The sequence below is a fragment of the Pseudomonas gorinensis genome (assembly GCF_042015035.1).
GTDB lineage: Bacteria > Pseudomonadota > Gammaproteobacteria > Pseudomonadales > Pseudomonadaceae > Aquipseudomonas > Aquipseudomonas gorinensis.
Genome location: NZ_CP167125.1, coordinates 4,732,462 through 4,754,956 on the forward strand (window position 1 = coordinate 4,732,462; position 22,495 = coordinate 4,754,956).

The window sequence follows — 22,495 nt, forward strand, 5'->3', positions numbered from 1 at the left end:
GTCAATCCTCAGTTCCAGGCGTGGCGCGCGGGCTTCACGCCGTTGAGCACGAAATTGCCGATCAGGTGGTATTTCCAGCGGGCCGGGTCGTGCAGGGTGTGGGTGCGTGCGTTGCGCCAGAAGCGGTCAAGGTTATGTTTGCCGGTGACGGAGCGGGTGCCGGCCAGTTCGAAGAGCTTGCTGCTGGCGAGCAACGCGGTTTCGGCCGACAGGACTTTGGCCTGGGCGACGATCAGTGAAGCGTTGGCGACGGTGTCTTCATTCGGTTCGGCCAGGGCCAGGTCCACAGCCTTGCCGGCCTTGGCGAGGATGGCTTCGGTGCCGTGCACACGCCATTCCAGATCGCCGATGGCGGCGATGGTGAACGGGTCTTGCCAGCCGTGATCCTGCTGGCTGTCGATCCAGGGTCGCGCCTGGCGCGCATAGATCTTGGCTTGTTCAAGGGCGCCCAGGGCGATACCGGTGTCGACCGCCGCCTGGATGATCTGTGAAATCGGGCCGTTGGCGGTGGGTTGATCGAAGGCCTGGTGAGCGGGGATCACCGCGCTGAGGGGCACGGTTACGCCATCGAGGGTCACGCCGCCGCTGGCGGTGGTGCGCTGGCCGAAGCCGTCCCAACTGTCGATAACGGTGAGGCCTGGCGCATCGCGTTCAACCAAGGCAATAAACGCCTGGCCGTGCTCGTTATTGCCAACGGTGGGCACCAGATGGGCGAACAGCGCACCGGTGCAGTAGAACTTCTCGCCATTGATCTGCGCGGTGTCGCCGTGAAAACGGATCTGGGTATCGAAGGTGCCGGCGTTTTTGCTCTTGGCCTCGGAGAACGCATTGCCGAAACGGTAGCCGGCCAGGACCTTGCCGAAGTAGTGTCGCTTTTGTTCCTCGGTGGCGGTTTGCAGCAGGATATCCACCACGCCCAGGTGGTTCTGTGGGATTTGCCCCAGTGAAGGGTCGGCAGCGGAGATCAACTTGATCACCTCGGCCACGGTCACATAGGACACCTCCGCGCCGCCGTAGGCTTTGGGAACGGTGATGCCCCACAAGCCGCTGGCGGAAAACTCGTCAAGCTCGGCAAGCGGCAGGCGCCGCTCACGGTCGCGCGCACTGGCGTCGACCGCAAAGCGTTCGGCCAGGCGCCGGGCGACCTCGATGGCTTCCGCGTCCGAGCGGATGATATGGGCAGGGTGTTGAGGGTGGGCAGACATGGGCCGACTCCAGGCTCCGAGGGGATGCTGGAGTGATTGCAGGAGTCGTGCCTGAATTTAATCGTCAGTAAAATCAGTGGGTTGCTGCGTATACGGGCGCGCAACCGCGGTTTCAAACCAGCAAAGTGTCCATCCACTGTTGGCTGGCAAACAGTTAGATCACCACATTGCGCACAAAGCGCACGGCAACGTGGCCGTCATTGCGATAGGCATGGGGCTGGTGGCTGGCGAACATGAAGAATTCGCCGGCACCGATGGTGTTTTCCTGGTCGCCGACCACCAACGTCAGGCTGCCCTCGAAGACGAACAGTTGCTCGCTCCACCCTTCCAGGTCGGGGTCCGGGCAATAGCGATCACCCGGCTCAAGGCGCCACTCCCACAATTCGACCTCACGCCGCGCCGTGGCCTTGGCCAGCAACACCGCCTTGCTGCCGTCGATTTCGCCGGCCCAGGCCAGCTCGTTGATGCGGCTGTGATCGCGCACATCCGGCGCCTGGATCAGGTCGCTGAACGCCACATCCAGCGCTTCGGCCACACGGTCGAGGGTGGACAGGCTGACGTTCTTCTCCCCCGCTTCGATGGCCACCAGCATGCGCCGGCTGACCCCGGACTTTTCCGAAAGCGCAGTCTGGCTCATGTCGGCAGCATGACGCAGGCGACGAACGTTCTGGCTGACGTGCTGCAGGACCGAAGCCCGTTGTGGATTTTCTTTGTGCACTATATTGCTCAATGGGTGGGTGTGCGCAGTATACTGCCCAGCGTGCGGCGCATTGTGCGGTCCGTGCCTTTCCCTTGCAAGACCGAGCCGCCATGACCACCCCGAAATCCTCCCCGCGTTTCAACCGCTTCAGCAAAGCCGAATGCATCCTGGTGTTTATCACGATGATTTGGGGCGGCACGTTTTTGCTGGTGCAACACGCCATGACCGTCAGCGGGCCGATGTTTTTCGTGGGCCTGCGCTTTGCCGCGGCGGCGGTTGTGGTGGGGTTCTTTTCCTTGCGGACCTTACGCGACCTGACGTTGTTCGAACTGAAGGCGGGCGTGTTTATCGGCGTGGCGATCATGTTCGGCTATGGCTTGCAGACCATTGGCCTGCAGACGATCTTGAGCAGCCAATCGGCGTTCATTACCGCGCTGTATGTGCCGTTTGTGCCGTTGCTGCAATGGCTGGTGCTGGGCCGTCGTCCGGGGTTGATGCCGAGCATTGGCATCATGCTGGCGTTTGCCGGGTTGATGTTGTTGACCGGGCCGGCTGGGGCATCGCTGAATTTCAGCGCTGGGGAGATCGCGACCTTGATCGGTGCGGTGGCGATAGCCGCCGAGATCATTTTGATCAGTGCGTTTGCCGGGCAGGTAGACGTACGCCGGGTGACCGTGGTGCAACTGGCAACGGCGTCGCTGCTGTCGTTCCTGATGGTGGTGCCGATGGGCGAAGCGTTGCCGGGGTTCTCCTGGCTGCTGCTGTTCAGCGCCGTGGGCCTGGGCCTGACCAGTGCGGTGATCCAGGTCGCAATGAACTGGGCGCAGCAGAGCGTTTCGCCGACACGGGCCACGTTGATCTATGCCGGGGAACCGGTGTGGGCAGGCGTTGTGGGGCGGATCGCTGGCGAGCGGTTCTCGCCGATTGCGATGCTGGGGGCGGCGTTGATTGTGGTGGCGGTGATTGTGAGCGAGATGAAGACGCGCGGGCAAAAGGCGCAGGCGCTGGAAGAGGCGTTGGAGCAAGAGCGTCAGAATTGAGGCAGCTGGGGGCTGCGAAGCAACCTAACGCGGGCAAGCCCTGATGCCAGTCTGTCAAGGAGGAACACGGTAACTGTGGCAAGCGGGTGTGTTGTAGCAAGCAGGCTTGTTGTGGCAAGCAGGCTTGTTGTAGCAAGCGGGCCTGCTGTGGCAAGCGGGCCTGTTGTGGCGAGCGGGCTTGCCCCGCGTTGGGCTGCGCAGCAGCCCCAATAAGAACGCTGCGGTGTGCCAGGCTGCTCCCGGGGCTGTGTTTTGGGGCTGCTTCGCAGCCCAACGCGGGGCAAGCCCGCTCGCCACAACAAGCCCGCTTGCCACAGCAGCCACAGCAGCCACAGGGGAGCGATCAGGTCCGAAACACTGCCAAATGGGATTATTCGACCTATCTTGTAGGATCCTGCCACATCTTGCCGTTTGGTGATCACGAAAGCGGCACGTATGATGCATCCCAAACTCCTGCAGATTAGAAGCCTATGTCCCTGATAGTTCTACTGCTTCTGCCTTTCATTGGCAGCTGTCTGGCGGCCTTGCTGCCGCATAACGCACGTAACACCGAATCCCTGCTGGCTGGCCTTGTGGCCCTGGTCGGAACCGTTCAAGTCGCCCTGCTCTACCCCCAGATCGCCCACGGTGGCGTGATCCGCGAAGAATTCATGTGGTTGCCCAGCCTCGGCCTGAATTTCGTCTTGCGTATGGACGGGTTCGCCTGGCTGTTCTCGATGCTGGTGCTCGGCATCGGCACGCTGGTGTCGCTGTATGCGCGTTACTACATGTCGCCGGACGATCCGGTGCCGCGCTTCTTCGCGTTTTTCCTGGCGTTCATGGGCGCCATGCTCGGCCTGGTGATTTCCGGCAACCTGATCCAGATCGTGTTCTTCTGGGAACTGACCAGCCTGTTCTCGTTCCTGTTGATCGGCTACTGGCACCACCGCGCTGATGCACGGCGCGGTGCGTACATGGCGTTGATGGTGACGGGCGCCGGTGGATTGTGCCTGCTGGCGGGCGTGATGCTGCTGGGGCATATCGTCGGCAGCTATGACCTGGACAAGGTGCTGGCGGCGGGTGATCAGATACGTGCGCATTCCCTGTACCCGGTGATGCTGGCCCTGGTGCTGATTGGCGCGCTGAGCAAAAGCGCGCAGTTCCCGTTCCACTTCTGGCTGCCCCACGCGATGGCAGCGCCCACCCCGGTTTCAGCCTATCTGCACTCGGCGACGATGGTGAAGGCCGGCGTGTTCCTGCTGGCCCGCCTGTGGCCGTCGCTGTCCGGCAGCGAAGAATGGTTCTATATCGTCGGCGGTGCCGGCGCGATTACCCTGCTTCTCGGCGCTTACTGCGCCATGTTCCAGAATGATCTCAAAGGCCTGCTGGCCTACTCCACCATCAGCCACCTCGGGCTGATCACCTTATTGCTTGGCCTGAACAGCCCGCTGGCCGCCGTCGCAGCAGTGTTCCACATCCTCAATCACGCCACCTTCAAGGCCTCGCTGTTCATGGCGGCGGGCATCATCGACCACGAAAGCGGCACCCGGGACATCCGCAAACTCAGTGGCCTGGTGCGCTTGATCCCGTTTACCGCGACCCTGGCGATGGTGGCCAGTGCATCCATGGCCGGCGTACCGTTGCTCAACGGCTTCCTGTCCAAAGAGATGTTCTTCGCCGAAACCGTGTTTATCTCGGCAACCGCCTGGGTGGAAATCGCCCTGCCGATGATCGCGACCATCGCCGGTACGTTCAGCGTGGCCTACGCCCTGCGCTTTACCGTGGATGTGTTCTTCGGTCCGGCCGCCACCGACCTGCCGCACACACCCCACGAGCCGCCGCGCTGGATGCGCGCGCCGGTTGAGCTGCTGGTGTTTACCTGCCTGCTGGTGGGTATCTTCCCGGCCCAAGTGGTCGGTTCGATCCTCGCTGCCGCCGCGCTGCCGGTGGTCGGCGGCGTGCTGCCGGAGTACAGCCTGGCGATCTGGCACGGCTGGAATGCACCGATGATCATGAGCCTGGTGGCCATGTCCGGCGGTGTGGTGCTGTACCTGCTGCTGCGTAAGCAACTCAAGCGTGGCCGCTTCAAATACCCGCCAATCATCAGCTACTTCAACGGCAAGCGCGGCTTCGAACGCAGCCTGGTGGTGATGATGCGCGGCGTGCGCAAGATCGAGAAACGCATCAGCACCAAGCGCCTGCAGACCCAATTGTTCCTGCTGGTGCTGGTGGCCGTGATCGGCGGCATGATCCCCGTGATCAACAGCGGCCTCAGCTGGGGCGACCGGCCGAAGATCCCGGGCTCCATCGTGTTCGTGACCCTGTGGTTGCTGGCGATTGCCTGCGCCCTGGGCGCTGCCTGGCAAGCCAAGTACCATCGGCTGGCCGCCCTGACCATGGTCAGCGTGTGTGGCCTGATGACCTGCATCACCTTCGTGTGGTTCTCGGCGCCGGACCTGGCGCTGACGCAACTGGTGGTCGAAGTGGTCACCACCGTGCTGATCCTGCTGGGCCTGCGCTGGCTGCCTCGGCGGATCGAAGAAGTCTCGCCACTGCCCAGCTCGCTGCGCAAGGCACGCGTTCGGCGCCTGCGCGACTTCCTGCTGTCCACCGTGGTCGGCGGCGGCATGGCGCTGCTGTCCTACGCGATGTTGACGCGCCAGACGCCTAACGACATCTCATCGTTTTACCTCAGCCGCGCCCTGCCCGAAGGCGGTGGCAGCAACGTGGTGAACGTGATGCTGGTGGACTTCCGCGGCTTCGACACCCTCGGCGAAATCACCGTGCTCGGCGCCGTCGCGCTGACCGTCTACGCCCTGCTGCGGCGCTTCCGCCCGTCAAAAGAGAGCATGGAATTGCCGCCGCAACAGCGCCAGTTGGCGCCGGACGTGGCCACCGACCTGGTCAACCCGCGCCAGGCCAGCGACACCGCCCTGGGCTTCATGATGGTGCCGGCAGTGCTGGTGCGCCTGCTGCTGCCGATTGCGCTGGTGGTGTCGTTCTACCTGTTCATGCGCGGCCACAATCAACCGGGCGGCGGGTTTGTCGCCGGGCTGGTGATGTCGGTGGCGTTTATCCTGCAATACATGGTCGCCGGCACCCAGTGGGTCGAGGCGCAGATGAGTTTGCGGCCGATGCGCTGGATGGGCTTCGGGCTGTTCTCGGCGACCCTCACCGGGCTGGGTGCGTTGTTTGCCGGCTACCCATTCCTCACCACCCATACGTGGCATTTCAGCTTGCCGGTGCTGGGCGACATTCATATCGCCAGCGCGTTGTTCTTCGACGTCGGCGTGTACGCCATGGTCGTCGGCTCGACCCTGTTGATGCTCACCGCCCTCGGTCACCAGTCGGTACGGGCCCATAAACCGAGCAACCAGGCCAAAGTGGTTGCCGCAACGGAAGGAGCCGCCTGATGGAAGAAGTCATTGCAATTGCCATTGGGGTCCTGGCTGCCTCGGGCGTCTGGTTGATCCTGCGGCCACGGACGTTCCAGGTGGTGATGGGCCTGTGCCTGCTGTCATACGGGGTCAACCTGTTCATCTTCAGCATGGGCAGCCTGTTTATCGGCAAGGAGCCGATCATCAAGGACGGCGTGCCGCAAGACCTGCTGCATTACACCGACCCCCTGCCCCAGGCACTGGTGCTGACGGCGATCGTGATCAGCTTCGCGATGACCGCGTTGTTCCTCGTGGTGCTGCTGGCATCGCGGGGCCTGACCGGCACCGACCATGTGGACGGCCGGGAGCCCAAGGAATGAACCTGGCGTACTCCCTGATCGCCGCGCCGATCCTGCTGCCCCTGCTGACCGCGGCATTGATGCTGATGCTTGGCGAAAAGCGCCGGCCACTCAAGGCCCGTATCAACCTGTTCTCGACCCTGCTCGGCCTCGGCCTCTCGGTGTTCCTGATGGGGTGGATGCACGGCAGTAGCGATGCGGTGGTGGTTTACCTGCTGGGCAACTGGCAAGCGCCGTTCGGCATCGTGCTGGTGGCGGATAAGTTATCGGTGCTGATGCTGGTGCTGACCGGCATCGTCGGCGTCAGCGCGCTGTTGTTTGCCATGGCCCGCTGGGACCGTGCCGGCACCAGTTTCCATGCGCTGTTCCAGATTCAGTTGATGGGCTTGTACGGTGCCTTCCTGACCGCCGACCTGTTCAACCTGTTCGTCTTCTTCGAAGTGCTGCTGGCCGCGTCCTATGGCTTGATGCTGCACGGTTCGGGGCGCGCACGGGTGTCGTCGGGGCTGCATTACATCGCGATCAACCTGCTGGCCTCGTCGCTGTTCCTGATCGGCGCGGCGATGGTCTATGGCGTCACCGGCACGCTGAACTTCGCCGACCTGGCGTTGAAAATCCCGCTGGTGCCGGAAGCCGATCGCGGCCTGTTGCATGCCGGCGCGGCGATCCTCGCCACCGCATTCCTGGCCAAGGCGGGCATGTGGCCGCTGAATTTCTGGTTGGCACCCGCCTACTCCTCGGCCAGCGCGCCGGTGGCGGCGATGTTCGCGATCATGACCAAGGTCGGCGTGTACACCGTGCTGCGTTTGTGGACCCTGCTGTTCTCTGGCCAGGCCGGCGCGTCGGCACTGTTCGGCGGCGACTGGCTGGTGTACGGCGGCATGGCCACGATCATCTGCGCCTCACTGGCCATGGTGGCGGCGCAGCGCCTGGAGCGCATGGCCAGTCTGAGCATTCTGGTATCGGCCGGCATCCTGCTGTCAGCGGTGGGGTTCGCCCAGCCAAGCCTGACGGCAGGCGCATTGTTCTATCTGGTCAGCTCGACATTGGCGCTGAGTGCCCTGTTCCTGCTGGCGGAACTGATCGAGCGATCGCGCTCGGCCAACGACCTGCCTTTGGATGAAGAAATCGATGCGCTGCCCAAAGCCATGGAGTCCTTGCATCCACGGCCAGGCGTCAACCTCGATGACGAACAGAAAGCCGTGGTCGGCCAGGTCATTCCCTGGACCATGGCGTTCCTCGGCCTGAGCTTTATTGCCTGCGCCCTGCTGATTATCGGCATGCCCCCGTTGTCGGGGTTTATCGGCAAACTCAACCTGCTGAGTGCGCTGCTCAATCCGATCGGCCTCTGGTTCAGCATTGATGAGCCGATTCGCCCGGCTGCCTGGGGCCTGGCCGCCTTGTTGATCCTGTCGGGCCTCGCATCGCTGATGGCCTTCGCCCGCCTGGGCATCCAGCGCTTCTGGACCCCGGAAGAGCGCCCTTCGCCGCTGCTGCGCCGCTTCGAATGCCTGCCGATTTTCTTCCTGCTGGGCTTGAGCGTCGTGCTGACGTTCAAGGCCGAACCGCTGATGAACTACACCCTGGACATCGCCAAGAGCCTGAACAACCCAGAACGCTACGTCATGGCCGTCATGGCCCAGCGCCCGATACCCAGCCCCGAAGCCCGCGCCGCGCTGGAGGTGCAACCATGAAGCGCCTGTTCCCTGCCCCGTGGCTGTCGCTGGCGTTGTGGGTGCTGTGGCTGGTACTCAACCTGTCCGTCAGCCCCGGCAACCTGCTGCTAGGGGCACTGCTGGGCTTTCTCGCGCCGCTGCTGATGGCGCCACTGCGTCCGCTGCCGATCCGCATCCGCCGCCCTGGGGTGATCATCCGCCTGTTCTTTCTGGTCGGCCGCGACGTGATCATCTCCAACCTGCAGGTGGCCTGGGGGGTGCTGGTGTGCGGCTCGCGACCACCGCGTTCGCGCTTCGTCAAAATCCCCCTGGACCTGCGCGACCCCAATGGGCTGGCTGTGCTGTCAATGATCACCAGCGTGACGCCCGGTACCGTCTGGTCCGAACTGGCCCTGGACCGCAGCATCCTGCTGTTGCACGTGTTCGATCTGGATGACGACGCGCAGTTTATCCAGCACTTCAAACACGCCTACGAACGGCCCCTGATGGAGATCTTCGAATGAGCCCCCTGCTCTCCAATGCGATCCTGTTCAGCCTGTTCCTGTTCTCCCTGGCCATGGTGCTGACGTTGATCCGCCTGTTCAAAGGCCCCTCGGCCCAGGACCGGGTACTGGCGCTGGACTACCTGTATATCCTGGCCATGCTGATGATGCTGGTGCTGGGTATTCGTTATGCCAGCGACACCTACTTTGAAGCGGCGCTGCTGATTGCGCTGTTCGGCTTCGTCGGCTCATTTGCCCTGGCGAAATTCCTGCTGCGTGGGGAGGTGATTGAATGATGCCGTTATGGATGGAAATCGTCGTCGCGGTACTGTTGGTGTTGAGCAGCGTGTTCGCACTGATCGGCGCGATTGGCTTGCTGCGCATGAAAGACTTCTTCCAGCGCATGCACCCGCCGGCACTGGCCTCGACGCTGGGCGCGTGGAGTGTGGCATTGGCATCGATTATCTATTTTTCGGGGCTCAAGTCCGGACCGGTGCTGCACGGCTGGTTGATTCCGATTTTGCTGTCGATCACCGTGCCGGTGACCACCCTGCTGCTGGCGCGCACGGCGTTGTTTCGCAAGCGCATGGCTGGCGATGATGTACCCGCCGAAGTCAGCAGCCGCCGTTGATCCCTATAGAAAACACGGTCAAAACTGTGGGAGGGGGCTTGCCCCCGATGGCGGTGGATCAGTCAGCTCACCTGTAGCTGACCCACTGCTATCGGGGGCAAGCCCCCTCCCACATTTGGATTGGCGCTAGGCAAAAGACCTGATGTGCGCCGCCAATTCCGCCAACCCCTTATCATCGGCCCGCACATGATCGTGGGAAGAGATATAGCCCTCATATGCCTCAAAAAACTTATCCACCTTAGAGCTCAACGGCTTGAACGTACTGTCCTGCCCAGTCCCATGCATGGGAAACAGCTTCGCATGCAGATGATCCACCCCATACCCTTCCAGCATCATCCCCGTACGGGCCACATCGGGAAACGCACGGTCGATCTGAAGCGCGGTTTTCTTCGCTGCAACGGCAAGCCCGGCCAACACCTCATCCGACTGCGCAAACGCATAGCTGCCGTAGTGCTGCTTTGGGATTACCACGCTGAAACCCGGTGTATTGGGAAAGATCGAAAGAAACGCCATATGCTGGTCGTCTTCCCACAGAATGTGCGCTGGGGAGGTCTTTTGAACAATGCTGCAGAAGATACAATCCATTTGAATCACCGCTGGTTTCATCGTGGGTTTGGTCGTGTCGACCATCTAAAGCCAGGCTGCGGCGGACGTCAAAACAAATGGCAACTTTCCGAAATGTCCTAGGACGTATGCGATGAGTAAAACCTACACCCCTGCCACCGCCGCCGCCGACGTCGAAACCACGCTCGCCTGGCTTGGCGGGCGCTGGAAGCTGATCATTCTGTTCCACCTGTTCGGCGGCCAGGTGCAGCGTTATTCCGACCTTGAGCGACTGATCCCGGATATCTCGCAAAAGATGCTCGCCCAGCAATTGCGCCAGCTCGAAGCCGATGGCCTGGTACAGCGCACGGTCTACCCAGTGGTGCCGCCCAAGGTGGAATACCGTATGACCGAGTGGGGGCAGAGCCTGTGCCCGGTACTGGATGGCCTGCTCAAATGGCAAGCCGCCAAACCGACGAATTAGACCGTAGGGACGGTGCCGCCGTCGATCACGTACTCGGTGCCGCTGATCGACGCGGCGCGGGGCGAGACCAGGAAGGCGATCAAGTCAGCCACCTCCTGAGGCTTGGCCGGCCGTCCAAGCGGAATACCGCCGAGCGCCTGCATGATGATCTGCTTGCCCCCCTCGTAATCCGTTCCCGCCTGCTCCGCCAGGCGCTCCGCCAGTGCTACCGCCGCGTCCGTCTCCACCCAGCCCGGCGAAACCCGCACCACCCGAATACCCTTGGGCGTGACTTCTTTCGACAGGCTCTTGCTGTAGGTCGCCAATGCTGCCTTTGCAGCGGCATACGCCGTGGTCGAATCCGGCAACGGCAACTCCCGCTGGATCGACGTGACATGAATAATCACCCCGGCGCCGCGCGCGAGCATCCCAGGCAGGAGCGCCCGATCCACCCGCACTGCCGCCATCAGGTTCTGGCCCAGGGCATTCGCCCACTGCTCATCATCGAGCACCGCAAAACCACCGCCGGGCGCGCTTGAGCCGCCGAGCACATTGACGATGATATCGACGCCGCCAAGCCGAGCCTTCACCGCCTCAGTAGCACTCGCACAACCGGCGGCAGTGCCTAGGTCGGCAGCGATGAAATGCACGCCTTCGGGCGTCGAATCCGCCGCCGAACGCGCGACCGAAATCACCTGGGCGCCTTGTTCACGCAACACCGCCACCACGGCGGCGCCGATACCTTTGGTGCCACCGGTGACCAGCGCACGAAGGCCTTTTAGTCCGAGATCAAAGCTCATGGAACCTACTCCTGGATAAACGAAGACCGCAGGATAGGAACCGGGCGGATAGCCCACAAGAACGCACGAAAAGGTAATGGGCTAACCCAAAAGTTAGTGTCTGGATTCAGGGGGCCTCGTAACACACCCAACTGTAGGAGTCGGCTTGCCAGCTCCTAAAAGGGCAATGGGGGCTTGTCCTTACAGAATCGGTGCGCCAAATCTGTTCAGGCGTGGCATCCAGTGATCCAGGATCTGCGCCGATGCCAGCACATGATGTGCCCGCCCGATCAACAGCCGACGCGGCACAAAACCGATGTACCGGGAGTCATCGCTGTTATCGCGATTGTCCCCCAGCATGAAATAGCTGTCGGCCGGCACCACCACCGGCCCGAAATTGCGCAGTGCCCGCACCGTCGGCATAAACTGCACCGTGCGCTGACGGTTGGCCGCCCGTTCGGTCAGCTTGATTCCTGGCACCGTATGGCCGGGCAGGATGGGTTCGCTGATGTCCTGCGCGTCACTGTAGGTGGCAGGCACGCCGTTGACCCACAACACCTCATCCTTCATTTCCAGGGTGTCACCGGGAATACCGACGATGCGCTTGATCAGGCGCATGCCATCCTTGGGCGACGAGAACGTCACCACATCGCCGCGCTGGGGGTTATCGAGTTTGGCCAGGGAGATGTCCGTGAGCGGCAGCTTGAGGTCGTAGGCCACGCGATTGACCAACACCACATCGCCCTCCAGCAATGTCGGGCGCATAGAGCCAGAGGGAATGGGATTCCAGTCGGCCAGGGATGTACGGAAAACGCCGAAGCACAACCAGAAAATAATTGCGTAACGGTAACGGATCAACCAACTTCGCATACATCCTCGCACGGCAGAAAGGGGGCGTAAGGGCTATCTTTATCGCCGCTCGGTTGTTACACGCAAAGATTAAATTAACATTAGCGCCAGGCTAAAAGCCCCCGTTGACTGTCGTTGCGTCCAGCGCATAAAGAGGAGTGTCCACCATGGAGATCAAATGTTCTGTCTTTATCGCCGCCAGCATCGACGGCTTTATTGCCCGTCCAGACGGTGATATCGAATGGTTGCTCCGGCCGGAATATGAAACCGCTGAGTTGAAAGGCATGACCTATGAACGCTTTATCGCCACGGTCGATGCGCTGGTGATGGGCCGAAAAACCCTGGAGAAAGTAGTGTCCTTCCCCAAGTGGCTCTATGAGGGTACACCGGTCATCGCGCTCTCTCATCAGCCGCTGCAAATCCCTGCACATCTGGAGGGCAAGGTCGAGGTCATGGCGGGAGATGCAACCACACTCGTGGCGGCGTTAGCTGAGCGCGGCATGAAGCATCTCTATATCGACGGTGGCCAAACGATCCAGGCGTTTCTTGAAGCGGGCCTGATCAATGAGCTGATCATTACCCGTATCCCGGTTTTACTCGGGCAAGGGATCCCGCTATTCAGTCAGGTTGGCAGTGAGCATGAGCTCCACCACGTCGGAACGTACGTGTCGGACAATGGTTTTGTGCAGAGTCGATATCAAGTGGCAGCAGGCTCTCGCACCGCGCAATAGGGGGCAAGCCCCCTCCCACACTGGATCGGGTGAGCCGCTCACTAAAAACAGGGCGCAAAAAAAACGCCCCGAACCAGTCGGGGCGTTTTTTATTCAGGGTTTGCTGATCAAGCCTGGTCCGCCAACCGCCACGTCGTCCCGCCTTTGCCGTCTTCCAACACCACGCCCATCGCGGTCAGTTGGTCACGGATACGGTCGGATTCCGCCCAGTCCTTGTTGGCACGAGCCGCCAGACGCGCCTGGATCAGCGCATCGACCTCAGCCGCATCCACACGCCCTTCGGCGCCGGCTTGCAGGAAGTCGTCGGCTTCCATCTGCAACACGCCCAGGACGCTGGCCAGTTCTTTCAAGCGCGCCGCCAGGCCCGCCGCTGCGTCGAGATCACTCTCGCGCAGGCGGTTGATCTCGCGCACCATTTCGAACAGCACGGCGCAGGCTTCGGGGGTGCCGAAGTCGTCGTTCATCACTTCGGTAAACCGCGCCACGAATGCTTCGCCGCCAGCCGGTGCAACGGCGGGCAAGCCTTTCAACGCGTGGTAGAAGCGCTCCAGGGCGCCTTTGGCGTCCTTGAGGTTGTCTTCCGAGTAGTTGATGGCGCTGCGGTAGTGGCTGGATACCAGCAGGTAACGCACCACCTCCGGGTGGTACTTTTCCAATACGTCGCGGATGGTGAAGAAGTTGTTCAAGGACTTGGACATCTTCTCGCCATTGATGCGGATCATGCCGCAGTGCATCCAGGCGTTGGCGTAGGTCTTGCCGGTGGCGGCTTCGCTTTGGGCGATTTCGTTCTCGTGGTGCGGGAACTCCAGGTCGCTGCCGCCGCCATGGATGTCGAATGTCTCGCCCAGGCAGCAGGTGGACATCACCGAGCATTCGATGTGCCAGCCCGGACGCCCGGCGCCCCATGGCGATTCCCAGCTTGGTTCGCCGGGCTTGGTGCCTTTCCACAGCACGAAGTCCAGCGGATCCTGCTTGGCTTCGTCGACTTCGATACGCGCGCCGATGCGCAGGTCTTCGATTTTCTTGCGCGACAGCTTGCCGTAGCCCATGAACTTGGCGACGCGGTAGTACACGTCGCCATTGCCTGGGGCGTAGGCGTAGCCTTTGTCGATCAGGGTCTGGATCATCGCGTGCATGCCAGGGATGTGGTCCGTGGCACGCGGCTCCATGTCCGGCTTGAGGATGTTGAGGCGCGCCTCATCCTCGTGCATGGCGGCGATCATGCGCTCGGTCAGCGCGTCGAACGACTCGCCGTTTTCGTTGGCGCGGTTGATGATCTTGTCGTCGATGTCGGTGATGTTGCGCACATAGGTCAAGTCATAGCCGCTGAAACGCAACCAGCGGGTCACCAGGTCGAAGGCAACCATGCTGCGACCGTGGCCGATGTGGCAATAGTCGTACACGGTCATGCCGCACACGTACATGCGCACCTTGTTGCCATCCAGCGGCTTGAAGACTTCTTTGGTCTTGCTGAGTGTGTTGTAGATCGTTAGCACGACAGTTCCTTAAAACAGAATCACTGGCCCCACGAATCACGCAAGGTCACGGTACGGTTGAATACCGGCTGACCTGGTTTCGAGTCCTTGATATCCGCGCAGAAGTAGCCTTCGCGCTCGAACTGGAAACGGTCTTCCGGCTGTGCGTCGCCCAAGGATGGCTCGGCACGACAACCGGTGAGCACTTGCAGGGAGTCAGGGTTGATGTTGTCGAGGAAGCTGGCGCTGTCTTCGGCCTTTTCAGGATTCGGCGAACGGAACAGGCGATCGTACAGACGCACTTCGCACTCGATGCTGGCAGCGGCCGGCACCCAGTGGATCACGCCCTTGACCTTGCGGCCTTCAGGGTTCTTGCCCAGGGTTTCCGGGTCGTAGGAGCAACGCAGCTCGACGATGTTGCCATCGGCGTCCTTGATGGCTTCGTCGGCACGGATCACGTAGCTGCCGCGCAGGCGCACTTCGCCGTTCGGCTCCAGGCGCTTGTAGCCTTTTGGCGGCTCTTCCATGAAGTCATCGCGGTCGATGTAGATTTCACGCGCGAACGGCAGCTTGCGCACGCCCAGTGCTTCGTTCTGCGGATGACGCGGCAGCTCGAGGTTGTCGACCTTGTCTTCCGGGTAGTTGGTGATCACGACTTTCAACGGGCGCAGCACGCACATGGCACGCGGCGCGTTCGCGTCGAGGTCCTGGCGGATGCTGAACTCCAGCATGCCGTAGTCGACCACGCCGTCGGAGCGGTTGGTACCGACCATCTCACAGAAATTGCGGATCGACGCCGGGGTGTAGCCGCGACGGCGGAAGCCCGACAGCGTCGACATGCGCGGGTCGTCCCAGCCATGCACGTGCTTTTCATCCACCAGTTGCTTGAGCTTGCGCTTGCTGGTGATGGTGTAGTTCAGGTTCAGACGGCTGAATTCGTACTGGCGCGGGTGCGCCGGTACCGGCAGGTGCTCCAGGAACCATTCGTACAGCGGGCGATGGCTCTCGAACTCCAGGGTGCAGATGGAGTGGGTGATGCCTTCGATGGCGTCCGACTGACCGTGGGTGAAATCGTAGTTGGGGTAGATGCACCACTTGTCACCGGTCTGGTGGTGGTGGGCATGACGGATGCGGTACATGATCGGGTCGCGCAGGTTCATGTTCGGCGAAGCCATGTCGATCTTGGCGCGCAGCACGCGGGCACCGTCCGGGAACTCACCGGCACGCATGCGGGCGAACCAGTCGAGGTTCTCTTCTACCGAACGGTCGCGGAACGGGCTGTTCCTGCCTGGCTCGGTCAGGGTGCCACGGTATTCCTTGGCCTGCTCCGGGGTCAGGTCGTCGACGTAGGCCTTGCCGGCCTTGATCAGCTCGACGGCCCAGTCGAACAACTGGTCGAAGTACTGGGAGGCGTAGCGCACTTCACCGGACCACTCGAAGCCCAGCCACTTGATGTCGCTCTCGATGGCGTCGATGTATTCCTGGTCTTCCTTGGCCGGGTTGGTGTCGTCGAAACGCAGGTGCGTGACGCCACCGAACTCCTGGGCCAGGCCGAAGTTCACACAGATCGACTTGGCGTGACCGATGTGCAGGTAGCCGTTGGGCTCTGGCGGGAAGCGGGTGACGATCTGCGTGTGCTTGCCCGAATCCAGGTCCGCCTGGATGATCGGGCGCAGGAAATTGACCGGGACGGCAGGTCCGGCCTTGGAATTCGAGGTAGGGTCGACAGTGGGCTTGCTCATAGGATCCTTGAACAGACAGGTTCGTGGCCGGGTGGGGCCAGATAAAACAAAGGCGATATCATAGCCGATGCTGTCAACCACCTGACAGAGCACGGCCAAAAACTGCTGGTTTAATTGCCCGGGCGGTAAAAAACCACCTCGAAATTCCTGCAGGGCACGTTAAACTGCGCGTCTTGGCCGTCGTTTAGCCAAACCGGTCGTGGCGCCGAGGCGCCCGAACCCACGAATTCCCTGAAAAGAGTAGTACACATGACTCAAGTCAAACTGACCACCAACCACGGTGACATCGTCATCGAGCTGAACGCCGAGAAAGCGCCGATCACCGTCGCCAACTTCATCGAATACGTGAAAGCCGGCCACTACGAAAATACCGTTTTCCACCGTGTCATCGGCAACTTCATGGTCCAGGGCGGCGGTTTCGAGCCAGGCATGAAAGAAAAGAAAGACAAGCGTCCAAGCATCCAGAACGAAGCGGACAACGGCCTTTCCAACGACAAGTACACCGTTGCCATGGCCCGTACCATGGAGCCGCATTCGGCCTCCGCGCAGTTCTTCATCAACGTGGCCGACAACACCTTCCTGAACCACAGCGGCAAGAACGTTCAAGGCTGGGGCTACGCGGTGTTCGGTAAAGTCACCGAAGGCACTGACGTTGTCGACAAGATCAAAGCAGTTTCCACCACCAGCAAGGCCGGCCACCAGGACGTGCCAGCAGAAGACGTGATCATCGAGAAAGCCGAGATCATTGAGTGATATTGCTGATTTCAGATTTGCATCTGGAAGAGGAACGCCCGGACATTACCCGGGCGTTTCTGGATCTGCTCCACGGCCGCGCCCGTGGCGCCCAGGCGTTGTACATTCTGGGGGACTTCTTTGAAGCCTGGATTGGCGACGATGGGATGACCCCCTTCCAGCGTTCGATCTGCGCAGCTCTGCGCGAGCTGAGCGACAGCGGTACCCCGATTTTTATCATGCATGGCAACCGCGATTTCCTGATCGGCAAGGCGTTCTGCAAAACCACAGGCGCTACCTTGCTCAAGGACCCGAGTGTCGTGCAGCTCCATGGCGAGCCCGTGCTGCTGATGCACGGCGACAGTCTCTGCACCCGCGACCTCGGCTATATGAAGCTGCGGCGCATCCTGCGTAACCCGCTGGTGCTGTTTATCCTGCGTCACCTGCCACTGCGCGCCCGCCACGCGCTGGCGCGCAAGCTGCGCAGCGAAAGCCGTGCGCAGACGCGGATGAAGGCCAACGATATTGTCGACGTCACCCCGGAAGAAGTGCCGCGGGTGATGCAGCAATTTGGCGTGCGCACCCTGGTCCACGGCCATACGCACCGTCCGGCGATCCACAAGTTGCAGATTGGCGACCAGGCGGCCAAGCGCATTGTGCTGGGGGATTGGGACAAGCAGGGCTGGGCGTTGCAGGTGGATGAGCAAGGGTTTCAGTTGGCGGCGTTTGATTTTGTGAACCCGCAACTGGCGTTGCCTGGCGCCTGATCCCCAAACACCACTGATCCAATGTGAACAAAGATCCAAATGTGGGAGGGGGCTTGCCCCCGATAGCAGTAGGCCAGTCAATATTGCTGTGACTGATCCACCGCCATCGGGGTGCAAGCCCCCTCCCACATTTAGATCCCTGTACGTTTTCGGAATCAGTGACCGGAAGCAGCCGGCCCCGCCTTCGCGGTAAACGGCGGCTTGGCCAGCCACACCAGCAGCATCAACCCCATGAACATCCATCCCAGCAGCGTGAAGTAATCCACGGTGGACATCATGTATGCCTGGCTGGTGAGGATCTGGTCCAATTGCGCATAAGCCTTCTGCCCTGCCCCGCCGAGTGCGTTCAACGCATCACGGGTCGCCGAGTCGTAGGTCGTCATGTTTTCGCTCATGTACGCGTGGTGCTGGTCCGCCCGGCGAATCCAGATCCACGTGGTCAGCGACGCTGCGAAGCTCCCCCCCAGGGTCCGCAGGAAGGTCGCCAGGCCCGCACCATCGGCAATCTGCTGCGGTGGCAGGTCGGACATCAAGATGCTCAAGGTCGGCATGAAGAACAGTGCCACGCCGATGCCCATGAACAGCTGCACCAGGGCGATGTGGGTGAAGTCCACCTCATTGGTGAAGCCTGCCCGCATGAAGCAACTCAAGCCAATCGCCAGGAACGCCAGGCCGGCCAGCAGGCGCAGGTCGAACTTGTGCGCGTACTTGCCGACAAACGGCGACATCAGCACCGGCAGGATGCCGATCGGCGCCACCGCCAGGCCCGCCCACGTCGCGGTGTAGCCCATCTGGGTTTGCAACCACTGCGGCAGGATCAGGTTGATGCCGAAGAACCCCGCATAGCCCAGGATCAACACAATGGTACCGATGCGGAAGTTCCGGTAGGCAAACAGCCGCAGGTTGACCACCGGGTGCTGGTCAGTCAGTTCCCAAATGATGAACACCGCCAGGGCAATCGCCGAGATCACCGCGCCGACGATGATGAAGTTGGATTCGAACCAGTCCAGGTCGTTGCCCTTGTCGAGGATGATCTGCAAGGCGCCGACACCGACGATCAAGCTCAGCAATCCGACGTAATCCATCGGCTGGTAACTGGTGACCACCGGGCGTGCCTTCAATTGCGAACGCACCACCATCACCGCAAAGATGCCGATGGGCACGTTGATAAAGAAGATCCACGGCCAGCTGTAGCTATCGGTGATCCAGCCACCCAGGATGGGGCCGGCAATCGGCGCCACCACGGTGACCATCGCCAATAACGCCAAGGCCATGCCGCGCCTCGCGGGGGGGTAGACGGCGATCAACAGGGTCTGGGTCATCGGGTACAACGGCCCCGCCACCAGGCCTTGCAGCACCCGAAAGCCAATCAGCTCGGGCATCGAGGTGGAGATACCGCACAGAAACGAGGCCAGCACGAACAGGAGGGTGGCCCACAGGAACAGCTTCACCTCACCAAAGCGCCGGCTCAACCAGCCGGTCAGCGGCAAGGCGATGGCATTGCTCACCGCAAATGAGGTGATCACCCAGGTGCCCTGCTCCGAACTCACGCCGAGGTTGCCGGAAATCGTCGGCAACGCCACGTTGGCGATCGTGGTGTCGAGCACCTGCATAAAGGTCGCCAGCGACAGGCCAATGGTGGCCATCAACAGGCTCGGCGGTGAGAAGGAGGCGTTATTGCTCATCAGCGTTGCGCAGCCTTGGGAGCAGCGACGCTGTTGTCATGGATCAATTGGGTGATCATGGCGTCGGCCTCGGCCAATTGGCGTTCATACACATCCGTGGTGAACGAGGCCTTTTGCGGGGCCTGTTGCGCCAGTACCGGGCCGCTCTGGTCATGCAGGTCGACATTGACCACGGTGCTCAAGCCCACGCGCAGCGGGTGCTTGGCCAGTTCGTCGGCATTGACATGGATGCGCACCGGCACCCGTTGCACGATCTTGATCCAGTTACCGGTGGCGTTCTGTGCCGGCAGCAGGGCAAACGCGCTGCCGGTGCCCGCGCCGAGGCTGTCGACCGTACCGCTGAACTTCACGTCGCTGCCGTAGATATCCGCCTCGATGTCCACCGGCTGGCCGATACGCATGTTGCGCAACTGGGTTTCCTTGAAGTTGGCGTCGATCCACAGCTGGTTGAGCGGGATTACCGCCATCAACGCCGTGCCCGGCTGGACACGCTGGCCCAGTTGCACGGTGCGCTTGGCCACGTAGCCGGTGACAGGGGCGATCAAGGTGCTGCGCGCATTGGCCAGGTAGGCTTGGCGCAGTTGTGCGGCGGCGGCTTGCACGTCCGGGTGGGACGAGATCACGGTGTCATCCACCAGGGCGTTGCTGGTTTTGAGTTGTTGCTCAAGGTTGGTCAGGGCGTTCTTGGCCGCGGTCAGGCTGTCACGGGCGTGGGACAGCTCCTCCTGGGAGATCGCCCCGCCCTGGGCCAGGGTCTTGCGTCGGTTGTAGTTGTCCTGGGCGGTTTGCACATCGGCTTTCTGGGCGTTCACCTGGGCTTTCATGCCATCGACATTGCTGTACAAGCCACGCACCTGACGCACGGTGCGCGCCAGGTTGGCCTGGGCACTTTGCAGGCCGACCGCTGCGTCGTTCGGGTCGAAATTGACCAGCACCTGGCCTTCATGGACCAGGTCGCCATCGTCGGCGCCGATGCTGACCACGGTACCGGTGACCAGCGGGGTGATTTCCACCACGTTGCCATTCACGTAGGCGTCGTCGGTGCTCTCGTTGAAGCGACCGTAGAGCTCATACCAGCCCCACACACCGACGCTCCCGAGGATCACGATCAGCGCCAGGCCGATCAGCATCACTTTGCGTTTGCGGGGGTTGCTGTCGTCTTTGGGTTGTTGCGTTGCATTGCTGTTTTCGGCAGTGGCCATGACAAATACCTCAAATTATTCCGTGCGTGTAGCTGGGGTGGTCGACGCCACGTTTGCGGCGTTGTAGCCGCCACCCAGGGCTTGCATCAGTTGAATCGACAGATCGATTTGTGCGGCATTCAAGGTCGCCAGCTGACGCTGGGCCTGCAGCAATTGCTGCTCGATGCTCAGTACATCCAGGTAATTGCCGATGCCGGAGCTGTACCGTTGCAACCCGGTGTCGTAGGACTGCTGGGCAATGTCCGCGGCATGTTGCTGGGCCTGGATCTGCCGGCCGGTGTCGCGCAGTTGTGAAAGGGTATTGCCGATATCGCCAAGGGCTTGCACCAGGGTTTTGTTGTACTGGGCCACCGCCAGGTCGTAGTCGGCATCGCGGGCATCGAGGTCGGCGCGCAGGCGGCCACCGTCGAAGATCGGCAGCGAAATCGTCGGCGCAATGCTGAAGAAACGGCTGGCCGAACCAAACATCGCATCCCCCAGCAACGACTCAGCCCCGGCGCTCGCGCTCAGGTTGAGGTTGGGGTAGAAGCGCGTCTTGCTGGCGGCGACGTTCTTGCTCGCGGCCTCGACCCGCCAGCGTGCGGCGATCAGGTCCGGGCGCCGGCCGAGCAGTTCGGCAGGCAGCACCGAAGGTACCGCGACGGCACTGGGTTTCAGCACGTTGGGGCGTACCAGTTCGTTGCCACGGTCCGGGCCTTTGCCGAGCAACACCGCGAGGGCGATCTTGGCGCTCTGCAGTTGCTTTTCGGCATCGATCAGTTGTGATTGGGAGCTGGCTTCCAGGCTTTCGGTCTGCTGGTACTGGTACTGGCTGTCGATACCCGAATTCAGCCGGCGCTTGCCCAGGTCGAGCATCTGCCGGGTGCGCTTGAGGTCGTCATTGGCCAGGTCACGCACGATATGGGCCTGGCCCAGGTCGCTGTAGGCTTTGGCCACGTTGGCCGCCAGGGTCAGGCGCGCGGCCTGCTGGTCGACCTGGGCGGCACGCGCTTCACCCAACGCGGCTTCCCAGGCGGCGCGTTGGCCACCCCATAAGTCGAAGTTGTAATTGAAGCTGGCACCGATGTTGCGCACGGTGGCGTAGGCATCGCCCTGCCCCAGCGGGTCCTGATCCTTGGCCAGGCGTGAACGGCTGACGCCGGCGCTGGCGTCCAGGGTCGGCATACGTGCAGCGTTGGCCGCATACGCCGCTGCTTCGGCCTGGTGGGCACGCGCGCTGGCGACTTGCATATCCGGGCTGTTTTGCAGGGCTTCCTGGATCAGGCTGTCGAGTTGCGGGTCACCGAGGCTTTTCCACCAGTCGGCGCTGGGCCAGGCGGCGGCCGACAGGCTCACGCCACTGAGGGACTTGCCGGTTTGCAGGGTGTTGGCATCGAGGCGTTGACCCTGGGTGTCGAGGCCACTGAAGTTGGCGCAACCGGCCATGCTCATGGCCATCAGCACCAGGCAAAGGGCACGTGTGTTCATTCTTTACCTACCCGCTGAAGGGTGATGGGATCACCAGCAGCTATCAGAATTTTCTTGAGGATCTTTTCCAGGGTTTCCAGCTCGCCGGGCTCCAAGGCGCCAGCCAACTGGTTCAACGCGTCGGCGCCGATGTGCGGGAGCATGTCCGCCAAGCGCTGACCGTCGGCGGTGAGCACCAACTGCACCTGACGGCGGTCCAGTTCGGAACGCTTGCGGTCCAGCAGGCCCTTTTGCTCCAGGCGATCAAGCATGCGTGTCATCGAACCGCTGTCCAGGGACAGGTTGCGACACAGCTCCGCCGGGGTGTCGACACCGAACTGGGCCATGATGATCAACACCTTGAACTGCGCGGCGGTAATGCCGTGGGGTTCCATGTGGGCGTCGATGATGCGGTCCTTGAGGATGGCGGCACGACCCAGCAACAGGCCGAGGTGGCAGTTGTGGAAGTTGTCAGGGGTGAAGTGTTTCATCGAAAGCCACCTTATTACTGCCTAGGCAGTTAATGTATGACGAGATATTACTGCTTAGGCAGCGAATGTCAAATTAAATAATTAGCTTGCTTGGTAATTGGCTGGCGGTCGGGGGGAAATGCGGTCAAACCTGTGGATTGG

The 22,495-nt window shown here is 61.6% G+C and carries 22 protein-coding genes; 11 read left to right on the forward strand and 11 right to left on the reverse strand.

What is annotated here, in order from left to right:
* Window positions 1-8 precede the first annotated feature (8 nt).
* Window positions 9-1,205 (reverse strand): SfnB family sulfur acquisition oxidoreductase, encoded by a 1,197-nt coding sequence (locus tag AB7933_RS21405; RefSeq protein WP_024076211.1) that lies wholly within the window; start codon window positions 1,203-1,205, stop codon window positions 9-11.
* A gap of 154 nt (window positions 1,206-1,359) precedes the next feature.
* Window positions 1,360-1,923, reverse strand: coding sequence for a helix-turn-helix domain-containing protein (locus AB7933_RS21410; RefSeq protein WP_024076212.1), 564 nt, complete (start codon window positions 1,921-1,923; stop codon window positions 1,360-1,362).
* A gap of 92 nt (window positions 1,924-2,015) precedes the next feature.
* Here AB7933_RS21410 and AB7933_RS21415 point away from each other — a divergent pair, with 92 nt between their 5' ends.
* From AB7933_RS21415 to AB7933_RS21445, 7 genes are all read left to right on the forward strand, one after another.
* Window positions 2,016-2,945, forward strand: coding sequence for a DMT family transporter (locus AB7933_RS21415; protein ID WP_024076213.1), 930 nt, complete (start codon window positions 2,016-2,018; stop codon window positions 2,943-2,945).
* A 470-nt stretch (window positions 2,946-3,415) separates the two neighbouring features.
* Window positions 3,416-6,337 (forward strand): monovalent cation/H+ antiporter subunit A, encoded by a 2,922-nt coding sequence (locus tag AB7933_RS21420; RefSeq protein ID WP_024076214.1) that lies wholly within the window; start codon window positions 3,416-3,418, stop codon window positions 6,335-6,337.
* Window positions 6,337-6,681, forward strand: coding sequence for a Na+/H+ antiporter subunit C (locus AB7933_RS21425; protein WP_007986256.1), 345 nt, complete (start codon window positions 6,337-6,339; stop codon window positions 6,679-6,681). The genes AB7933_RS21420 and AB7933_RS21425 overlap by 1 nt, the downstream gene beginning before the upstream one ends.
* Window positions 6,678-8,354 (forward strand): monovalent cation/H+ antiporter subunit D, encoded by a 1,677-nt coding sequence (locus AB7933_RS21430; protein WP_024076215.1) that lies wholly within the window; start codon window positions 6,678-6,680, stop codon window positions 8,352-8,354. The genes AB7933_RS21425 and AB7933_RS21430 overlap by 4 nt, the downstream gene beginning before the upstream one ends.
* Window positions 8,351-8,839 (forward strand): Na+/H+ antiporter subunit E, encoded by a 489-nt coding sequence (locus AB7933_RS21435; protein ID WP_024076216.1) that lies wholly within the window; start codon window positions 8,351-8,353, stop codon window positions 8,837-8,839. Before AB7933_RS21430 ends, AB7933_RS21435 begins: the two co-directional genes overlap by 4 nt.
* On the forward strand, window positions 8,836-9,114 hold the full coding sequence (locus AB7933_RS21440) for a K+/H+ antiporter subunit F (RefSeq protein ID WP_024076217.1): 279 nt from the start codon (window positions 8,836-8,838) through the stop codon (window positions 9,112-9,114). The genes AB7933_RS21435 and AB7933_RS21440 overlap by 4 nt, the downstream gene beginning before the upstream one ends.
* Window positions 9,111-9,449, forward strand: a complete 339-nt coding sequence (locus AB7933_RS21445; RefSeq protein ID WP_024076218.1) for a Na+/H+ antiporter subunit G — start codon at window positions 9,111-9,113, stop codon at window positions 9,447-9,449. Before AB7933_RS21440 ends, AB7933_RS21445 begins: the two co-directional genes overlap by 4 nt.
* 126 nt (window positions 9,450-9,575) lie before the next feature.
* Here AB7933_RS21445 and AB7933_RS21450 read toward each other — a convergent pair whose 3' ends face one another.
* The gene (locus AB7933_RS21450) at window positions 9,576-10,034 is read right to left on the reverse strand and encodes an HIT family protein (protein WP_024076219.1); all 459 of its coding nucleotides are present in this window, start codon (window positions 10,032-10,034) and stop codon (window positions 9,576-9,578) included.
* Window positions 10,035-10,146: 112 nt separating this feature from the next.
* On the opposite strand from AB7933_RS21450, the gene AB7933_RS21455 reads away from it, so the two are divergent.
* Entirely contained in the window at window positions 10,147-10,476 is a 330-nt protein-coding gene (locus AB7933_RS21455) for a winged helix-turn-helix transcriptional regulator (RefSeq protein ID WP_024076220.1), read from the forward strand.
* Here the strand turns inward: AB7933_RS21455 and AB7933_RS21460 are convergent.
* Together AB7933_RS21460 and lepB are read right to left on the reverse strand one after the other, a co-directional pair.
* Window positions 10,473-11,255: an SDR family oxidoreductase gene (locus tag AB7933_RS21460; RefSeq protein ID WP_024076221.1), complete on the reverse strand. Its 783-nt coding sequence runs from the start codon at window positions 11,253-11,255 to the stop codon at window positions 10,473-10,475. The genes AB7933_RS21455 and AB7933_RS21460 overlap by 4 nt on opposite strands.
* A 180-nt stretch (window positions 11,256-11,435) precedes the next feature.
* Window positions 11,436-12,104: a signal peptidase I gene (lepB, locus tag AB7933_RS21465; RefSeq protein WP_024076222.1), complete on the reverse strand. Its 669-nt coding sequence runs from the start codon at window positions 12,102-12,104 to the stop codon at window positions 11,436-11,438.
* Between the two features lie 146 nt (window positions 12,105-12,250).
* Here lepB and AB7933_RS21470 point away from each other — a divergent pair, with 146 nt between their 5' ends.
* Window positions 12,251-12,814: a dihydrofolate reductase family protein gene (locus tag AB7933_RS21470; protein WP_024076223.1), complete on the forward strand. Its 564-nt coding sequence runs from the start codon at window positions 12,251-12,253 to the stop codon at window positions 12,812-12,814.
* A gap of 107 nt (window positions 12,815-12,921) precedes the next feature.
* Here AB7933_RS21470 and cysS read toward each other — a convergent pair whose 3' ends face one another.
* A complete protein-coding gene (gene cysS / locus AB7933_RS21475; RefSeq protein WP_024076224.1) occupies window positions 12,922-14,310 on the reverse strand; it encodes a cysteine--tRNA ligase in 1,389 nt (462 codons plus the stop codon).
* A 20-nt stretch (window positions 14,311-14,330) separates the two neighbouring features.
* Entirely contained in the window at window positions 14,331-16,031 is a 1,701-nt protein-coding gene (locus AB7933_RS21480; RefSeq protein ID WP_024076225.1) for a glutamine--tRNA ligase/YqeY domain fusion protein, read from the reverse strand.
* 249 nt (window positions 16,032-16,280) lie between these two features.
* Between AB7933_RS21480 and AB7933_RS21485 the strand changes: the two genes are divergently transcribed.
* Window positions 16,281-16,784, forward strand: a complete 504-nt coding sequence (locus AB7933_RS21485; RefSeq protein WP_024076226.1) for a peptidylprolyl isomerase — start codon at window positions 16,281-16,283, stop codon at window positions 16,782-16,784.
* On the forward strand, window positions 16,781-17,530 hold the full coding sequence (gene lpxH, locus AB7933_RS21490; protein WP_024076227.1) for a UDP-2,3-diacylglucosamine diphosphatase: 750 nt from the start codon (window positions 16,781-16,783) through the stop codon (window positions 17,528-17,530). Before AB7933_RS21485 ends, lpxH begins: the two co-directional genes overlap by 4 nt.
* A gap of 155 nt (window positions 17,531-17,685) precedes the next feature.
* On the opposite strand, the gene AB7933_RS21495 is transcribed toward lpxH, so the two are convergent.
* From AB7933_RS21495 to AB7933_RS21510, 4 genes are read right to left on the reverse strand one after another with little or no spacing between them, the layout of a single operon-like run.
* On the reverse strand, window positions 17,686-19,215 hold the full coding sequence (locus AB7933_RS21495) for a DHA2 family efflux MFS transporter permease subunit (protein WP_024076228.1): 1,530 nt from the start codon (window positions 19,213-19,215) through the stop codon (window positions 17,686-17,688).
* A complete protein-coding gene (locus AB7933_RS21500; protein ID WP_024076229.1) occupies window positions 19,215-20,417 on the reverse strand; it encodes an efflux RND transporter periplasmic adaptor subunit in 1,203 nt (400 codons plus the stop codon). Before AB7933_RS21500 ends, AB7933_RS21495 begins: the two co-directional genes overlap by 1 nt.
* Window positions 20,418-20,432: 15 nt before the next feature.
* On the reverse strand, window positions 20,433-21,884 hold the full coding sequence (locus AB7933_RS21505; protein WP_024076230.1) for an efflux transporter outer membrane subunit: 1,452 nt from the start codon (window positions 21,882-21,884) through the stop codon (window positions 20,433-20,435).
* A complete protein-coding gene (locus AB7933_RS21510; RefSeq protein ID WP_024076231.1) occupies window positions 21,881-22,354 on the reverse strand; it encodes a MarR family winged helix-turn-helix transcriptional regulator in 474 nt (157 codons plus the stop codon). Before AB7933_RS21510 ends, AB7933_RS21505 begins: the two co-directional genes overlap by 4 nt.
* Between the last annotated feature and the right edge of the window lie 141 nt (window positions 22,355-22,495).

What these genes read in the sequence shown, in the direction of transcription:
- AB7933_RS21405 (WP_024076211.1), bottom strand. Translation starts at nt 1,205, where the DNA reads ATGTCTGCCCACCCTCAACACCCTGCCCATATCATCCGCTCGGACGCG.
- AB7933_RS21415 (WP_024076213.1), top strand. Translation starts at nt 2,016, where the DNA reads ATGACCACCCCGAAATCCTCCCCGCGTTTCAACCGCTTCAGCAAAGCC.
- AB7933_RS21420 (WP_024076214.1), top strand. Translation starts at nt 3,416, where the DNA reads ATGTCCCTGATAGTTCTACTGCTTCTGCCTTTCATTGGCAGCTGTCTG.
- AB7933_RS21425 (WP_007986256.1), top strand. Translation starts at nt 6,337, where the DNA reads ATGGAAGAAGTCATTGCAATTGCCATTGGGGTCCTGGCTGCCTCGGGC.
- AB7933_RS21430 (WP_024076215.1), top strand. Translation starts at nt 6,678, where the DNA reads ATGAACCTGGCGTACTCCCTGATCGCCGCGCCGATCCTGCTGCCCCTG.
- AB7933_RS21435 (WP_024076216.1), top strand. Translation starts at nt 8,351, where the DNA reads ATGAAGCGCCTGTTCCCTGCCCCGTGGCTGTCGCTGGCGTTGTGGGTG.
- AB7933_RS21440 (WP_024076217.1), top strand. Translation starts at nt 8,836, where the DNA reads ATGAGCCCCCTGCTCTCCAATGCGATCCTGTTCAGCCTGTTCCTGTTC.
- AB7933_RS21445 (WP_024076218.1), top strand. Translation starts at nt 9,111, where the DNA reads ATGATGCCGTTATGGATGGAAATCGTCGTCGCGGTACTGTTGGTGTTG.
- AB7933_RS21450 (WP_024076219.1), bottom strand. Translation starts at nt 10,034, where the DNA reads ATGGATTGTATCTTCTGCAGCATTGTTCAAAAGACCTCCCCAGCGCAC.
- AB7933_RS21455 (WP_024076220.1), top strand. Translation starts at nt 10,147, where the DNA reads ATGAGTAAAACCTACACCCCTGCCACCGCCGCCGCCGACGTCGAAACC.
- AB7933_RS21460 (WP_024076221.1), bottom strand. Translation starts at nt 11,255, where the DNA reads ATGAGCTTTGATCTCGGACTAAAAGGCCTTCGTGCGCTGGTCACCGGT.
- lepB (WP_024076222.1), bottom strand. Translation starts at nt 12,104, where the DNA reads ATGCGAAGTTGGTTGATCCGTTACCGTTACGCAATTATTTTCTGGTTG.
- AB7933_RS21470 (WP_024076223.1), top strand. Translation starts at nt 12,251, where the DNA reads ATGGAGATCAAATGTTCTGTCTTTATCGCCGCCAGCATCGACGGCTTT.
- AB7933_RS21480 (WP_024076225.1), bottom strand. Translation starts at nt 16,031, where the DNA reads ATGAGCAAGCCCACTGTCGACCCTACCTCGAATTCCAAGGCCGGACCT.
- AB7933_RS21485 (WP_024076226.1), top strand. Translation starts at nt 16,281, where the DNA reads ATGACTCAAGTCAAACTGACCACCAACCACGGTGACATCGTCATCGAG.
- AB7933_RS21495 (WP_024076228.1), bottom strand. Translation starts at nt 19,215, where the DNA reads ATGAGCAATAACGCCTCCTTCTCACCGCCGAGCCTGTTGATGGCCACC.
- AB7933_RS21500 (WP_024076229.1), bottom strand. Translation starts at nt 20,417, where the DNA reads ATGGCCACTGCCGAAAACAGCAATGCAACGCAACAACCCAAAGACGAC.
- AB7933_RS21505 (WP_024076230.1), bottom strand. Translation starts at nt 21,884, where the DNA reads ATGAACACACGTGCCCTTTGCCTGGTGCTGATGGCCATGAGCATGGCC.
- AB7933_RS21510 (WP_024076231.1), bottom strand. Translation starts at nt 22,354, where the DNA reads ATGAAACACTTCACCCCTGACAACTTCCACAACTGCCACCTCGGCCTG.